This window comes from Pseudoalteromonas peptidolytica, from assembly GCF_012641745.1.
Lineage (GTDB): Bacteria > Pseudomonadota > Gammaproteobacteria > Enterobacterales > Alteromonadaceae > Pseudoalteromonas > Pseudoalteromonas peptidolytica.
Map to the genome: position 1 here is coordinate 1 of NZ_WEHZ01000067.1, position 4,238 is coordinate 4,238.

General features: G+C 41.8%; 5 protein-coding genes. 3 read left to right on the plus strand and 2 right to left on the minus strand.

Annotation, left to right across the window (positions count from 1 at the left end; all coding sequences use genetic code 11):
* Window positions 1–268 precede the first annotated feature (268 nt).
* Window positions 269–814, plus strand: a complete 546-nt coding sequence (locus F9Y84_RS21660) for a gamma carbonic anhydrase family protein (RefSeq protein WP_147391422.1) — start codon at window positions 269–271, stop codon at window positions 812–814.
* Here the strand turns inward: F9Y84_RS21660 and F9Y84_RS21665 are convergent.
* Together F9Y84_RS21665 and aroE are read right to left on the minus strand one after the other, a co-directional pair.
* The gene (locus tag F9Y84_RS21665) at window positions 800–1,033 is read right to left on the minus strand and encodes a DUF1488 family protein (protein ID WP_125253689.1); all 234 of its coding nucleotides are present in this window, start codon (window positions 1,031–1,033) and stop codon (window positions 800–802) included. The two genes, F9Y84_RS21660 and F9Y84_RS21665, sit on opposite strands and share 15 nt — an antisense overlap.
* Window positions 1,034–1,035: 2 nt before the next feature.
* Window positions 1,036–1,848 (minus strand): shikimate dehydrogenase, encoded by an 813-nt coding sequence (aroE, locus tag F9Y84_RS21670; protein ID WP_147391423.1) that lies wholly within the window; start codon window positions 1,846–1,848, stop codon window positions 1,036–1,038.
* Between the two features lie 28 nt (window positions 1,849–1,876).
* On the opposite strand from aroE, the gene F9Y84_RS21675 reads away from it, so the two are divergent.
* Both F9Y84_RS21675 and F9Y84_RS21680 read left to right on the plus strand, forming a co-directional pair.
* On the plus strand, window positions 1,877–2,326 hold the full coding sequence (locus tag F9Y84_RS21675; RefSeq protein ID WP_147391424.1) for a group II truncated hemoglobin: 450 nt from the start codon (window positions 1,877–1,879) through the stop codon (window positions 2,324–2,326).
* A gap of 105 nt (window positions 2,327–2,431) precedes the next feature.
* Window positions 2,432–4,039, plus strand: a complete 1,608-nt coding sequence (locus F9Y84_RS21680) for a methyl-accepting chemotaxis protein (RefSeq protein WP_125253686.1) — start codon at window positions 2,432–2,434, stop codon at window positions 4,037–4,039.
* Window positions 4,040–4,238: the final 199 nt, after the last annotated feature.

Sequence of the window (4,238 nt, forward strand, 5' to 3'; positions counted from 1 at the left end):
TCGAAGCATTCAAACTCAAGTTTTATTTGACTCCCGACTCGTTGGCTCGTTGCTTTTCAGCGTTGCTCCCCGTGTCGGTGGATGCGCATTATAGGGAGATCCGATTTAAGTGCAACCCTTTTTTTGAAGAAAATTGCAAAAAAACGTTTGTTCGAGCAAAAATAAAACGAAACGCTTATTTTTGACACTTTTACTTATCTTTTTGCAGTTTTTTCATACTAGAGTTTTACAATTCAACACTCTAAACTAGTGACACAAGAAACGAGAGATGAGTAATCTAGGCATGCTTAGAAGTTATAAAGGTAAATCCCCACGCTTAGCACAAGGCGTTTATATTGATGAGTCATCCGTTTTGGTTGGCGATATAGAAGTTGGCGAAGACAGCAGCGTTTGGCCATTGGTTGCAGCCAGAGGCGATGTTAACTACATCAAGATAGGTAAACGAACCAATGTTCAAGACGGCAGCGTACTGCATTTAACAAGAAAGAGCGCTTCAGTACCTGACGGTTACCCGCTTATTATTGGTGATGATGTGACTGTTGGTCATAAAGTCATGCTGCATGGTTGCAAACTTGGTAATCGTATTCTCGTGGGTATGGGTGCAATTATTATGGATAACGTCACCGTAGGAGATGACGTTATCATTGGTGGTGGTGCACTTGTCCCGCCTAATAAAAACCTTGAGTCCGGTTTTTTATATGTCGGCAGTCCGGTAAAACAAGCAAGACCCCTCACCGAACAAGAGCTACAATTTTTAAAAGTGTCTGCTCAAAATTATGTGGAGTTGAAAGATGAATATTTAGAGGAAAGCTAAGCTTACCTCTCCTGCCTCATTAAACGCTTCATCTTCAATTAACTGCTCAGCCTGCATTTCATAATCAAATTGATGCTGAGCAAAGTGCGCTAATGCAGCTTCCAGATCAAGCTCTGTTGTTATTTTACAGCGGATCAGCTGCCCACAGGCCATTGCTGTAAAAGTTAACTCACCTTGCTGATAACTGATGTCATCATTAAACAGTATTGCTTGATTCATATTCAACCTCTAATCAGCTTGGACGTTTTTGATGTATCAGGTCGTACACCTCGCCATTGATAAAATGCTTCAGCGGCTTGCTCTACTAACATACCGATACCATCGATTAATTGCGTATCTTGGTTATGTTGTGCGACCCAGTTTAAGAAACTTGTTTGTTGCTCACTGTAAAACATATCATAAGCAACCAAACAAGATGTAAAAACAGATGCGCAGATCGCAGGCACCTCTCCTGTAATACTGGAAGAGGTAGAATTAATCACAATATCAAATCCAATATCAGGAATACTATCTAGCCCACAGCCTTTAACATCCCCATAGGTGGCAAATTGCTTAGCCAACTGTATTGCCTTTGATTCTGTACGATTGCTCACTACTACCTGCTTCACTCCAGCTTGCAGGAGTGGATAGATACATCCTTTGGCCGCGCCTCCTGCACCTATCAATAAGATAGTCGCACTATCTAGCTTTACTTGATGATTGATCAGATCTCTTACAAGACCTTCGCCATCGGTATTGTCGCCTTTAACTTTGCCATCTTTTTGCTTGATCAGCGTATTCACAGCACCTGCCAATTTGGCTCGCTCAGTCAATGTATTTGCAAAACTAAATGCTTGCTCCTTGAAAGGTAATGTCACATTTGCACCGCTTCCACCTTCAGCAAAGAATGTCGATACAGTTTGAACAAAAGCATCTACTGGTGCCAAAATAGCTTCGTATTCTAATTGCTGCTGACTTTGTTTTGCGAATTGCGCATGGATTGCTGGCGATTTAGAATGCTTTATTGGATTACCGAATACCGCGTATTTGTCCATCGTTTTAGAGCGCCTTGAAAGAGTTATTATGAAACAGTTAATTAAACGCATCTTCAATAAAGATGCAACCACCGAACAAATAAATAGTGCTCCATCCCCAGAAAAAACCCCGTATGAAATCATTGGTGGAGAACAAGGTGCTCGAGACCTTGCTAATCGTTTCTACGATATTATGGCAACCGATCCCTACGCAAAACCGCTTTACGACATGCACCCACAACCACTAGATCGGATAAGACAAGTATTCTTTGAGTTTCTTTCGGGTTGGCTCGGTGGCCCAGATTTATTTACAGAAAAATACGGTCATCCGCGTTTAAGAATGCGCCACATGCCCTTTCCTATCGACCAAGATTTACGGGATCAATGGATGCACTGCATGAATAAAACATTAGACTTAGAGGTTGGTAACCCATTATTAAGAGAGGGGCTAAGGCAATCCTTAGCGCAACTCGCTACACATATGATTAATCAAGATTAATGAAAAAGTACCAGTTATATTAAATTGCACGGCAATTTTGCGCTAGGTCAAAACCTGTTCTTGAGTAGAGACGCATAATCACTGTTCTAATTGTGAACAGGTGCGATGCGTGTGAAATCTATTCAACATAAAATTTATGCGTTACTGGCAGTGACTGGCGTACTCGTCCTCATTGCTAGTATTCTCAGTAGTAGTAGTCAACAAAAAACTCTCGCTGAAGAAACCGTCGAAAGTAATATAAGACTGTTAGCTGACAATTACTTTGACTCGATCAATACCATGATGCTGACGGGCACCATGGCTAATCGCGAGATCCTTAGTGATAAAATTCGTAATCACCCAAATATTGAAGATGCCCACATTATTCGCGCAGAACTGGTGAATAAGCTGTATGGACCGGGTAACCCAAATCAAGCACCAAACTCACAAGTGGAGCTTGATGCACTTGATGGCAAAGAAACACTCGTCATTGAACAACGTGATGGCAATCGCATCATGACATACCTCAAGCCAATGGTTGCGATGGAGAATTACAAAGGGACAAACTGTTTAGGGTGTCATCAAGCAAAAGAAGGAGATGTGCTCGGGGCAGTAAGAATAAGCTACTCACTTGCTGATATTGATAATACTGTGCATAACAATACTTGGCTAAGTACGGCCTTGTTGTCAGGTATATTTATCACCACTTTTGTCATTTTAGGTGTGCTGTTCAGAAAGCTCTTCATTTTAAGATTAAAAACGCTTGGCCGTACCATGCGCTTGGCGACAACAAATAAAGATTTATCGTTGAGAATTGACGATAATGTTGATGATGAATTAGGACGTTTAGCGACTAATTTCAATAAAATGATGGATAGCTTTAAAGATAATATCTCTCAGTTATCTCATTCATCCAAAATACTGATCCATTCCGCTGAATCTATTTATGCGTCAGCAGAAACCACTGAACTTGCAATTCAAGAGCAAAAGCAAGGAACCGACTCTGTTGCTGCAGCAATTAATGAATTAGAAAGCTCCTCCAGCGAAGTAAAGAACACCACTCACTTTGCATCAGAAAAATCTGATAGCAGCAATCACCTTGCAGAAGAGAGTATGGCTGTCGCTAATCACACAGAGCAAAGTATTAACCAGTTAGCGCAAGATGTGCGACAAGCCGCTGAGCAAGTTTCTCAATTACAAGCGCAGACGTTAGAAGTGGGTAAAGTATTAGAAGTGATCAGTAGCATTGCGGAACAAACCAACCTTCTAGCACTCAACGCAGCGATAGAAGCCGCTCGCGCAGGAGAAGCTGGGCGAGGATTTGCCGTCGTGGCTGACGAAGTTAGAACGTTGGCAACTCGTACCCACGACTCAACAGATGAAATTAAGCGCACCATAGACAAGCTACAGTCTGAAGCGCAACAAACAGTAGCAGCGATGAGTGCTTCTTGTGAAGAAGCGGATGATCGTGCCAATCAAGTGAAAAAAGTCGCACAAGCATTAAAAGATATTTCGACGCAAATGCACGAGATTAATGCTCTTAATCTACAAATTGCAGATGCGACAGAACAGCAAAATTTAGCCGCGGAGGAGATAAATCGTAGTGTCGTGGCTATCAGTGATAATGCTGAACGCTCACTTGTTGACGCCCATGGTTCCAAACAGATCAGCGAAGAGCTACTCACACTCGCACGTAACCTTGATGACCAAGTACGTGGGTTTAAATTAAGTTAGGGAACCTGATGTTTGGATAGTTATTCTCTTCTTCAAACATCAGATTAGATAAATAAAAAGGAGCCTAGGCTCCCAATGCCAGTCAGTTAAGCTGACTGGCATTTCTTTTTTTATATGGGTACTTTGATGGCTTAGGCTTTATCGCTCTTGGATACTGCCTATCTTCTCTTCTAGGTGGCAGTTTAAATAGTCTTAGCGT